A 965-nucleotide genomic window follows, 5' to 3' on the forward strand; every position below is an offset into this window, starting at 1 on the left:
CCTTTGCTGTTTGCAGGAAGTGTTTTGCGAGTAATATTACCGTATTTGTCATACGTAATATCGATCTCTGCTTTATTGCCTCCTTCATCCAGTGTTTGGGTTACTTTAGTCAGGTGGTTGGCATAGGCAAGGTCGTATGCTGCTTCTGTCTGGCGGTATAGTTTACCGTCCGATCCTTTTACCTGTACTTTTACTGGAAGACCAAGTATATGCTTCGCTGTATTGTTGGTGTATTCAACAAATGTCTGATAGTTGAATGCTCCTGTTCCTGTATTTCCTAAAGTTCCCTTATCGCTGTACTTATAGCTCTTAAGGTCTCCGAAATAACCGTTCAGGTAATATTCGTAATAGCTTTCGTTGGCAGTCATACCGTCCGCCTGTCCTTCGTATACTACCGATTTGGCGTATTTCATCGGAGTAAAGGCAATGGCACGGTCTGAACAGATCGAGTTATCGGAAACGAAGCTGTATGTATCTGCTGAAGCGGTTACTTTGTAGCTGTGGTATTCGTTTACGCTTTCTGTAAATTTATTACCCGATGCGTCTTCAACTACCGAGCGTTTCTGATTTCCTGCGGTATAAACCGAGTTTACATCGTATTCCTGTATGGCTTTACGATACACTTTGTTTGCCTCTGTGGATTCGGTATCGATATTCTTGGTGATTACTTTACCGAAACCTAAGAATTCGCGTTCGTGGCGTTCCTGTTTTCCATCAGCGTATTCGAAGATGGTTTTCATATTGGCTCCGTCGTCCAAAATACCGTCGTTTACTTCTACGGATTTCATCACCCATTTACCTCCGGGGTGATCGTAGGTGGCTTGCGATCGGTCATAGTCTACGGTAAAGCTGCCGCCTAATGGATTGTTTACGGATTTCAGTTTGTTGGTACGGGCTATCGTGGATCGGTAAACCGTCATCTTGCCATCTTCGTCGGATGAGACGATTTCGGGGAAACCGTCGCC

Annotated in this window: 1 protein-coding gene; it reads right to left on the bottom strand. The window is 44.5% G+C overall.

The genetic code is table 11. The features are described from left to right. The coding region (locus tag G7Y56_RS18435) for a toxin TcdB middle/N-terminal domain-containing protein (RefSeq protein WP_304487076.1) at positions 1 to 965 on the bottom strand (965 nt) is incomplete at both ends.

It is taken from the genome of Dysgonomonas sp. ZJ709, from assembly GCF_011039195.1.
Classification (GTDB): Bacteria; Bacteroidota; Bacteroidia; order Bacteroidales; family Dysgonomonadaceae; genus Dysgonomonas.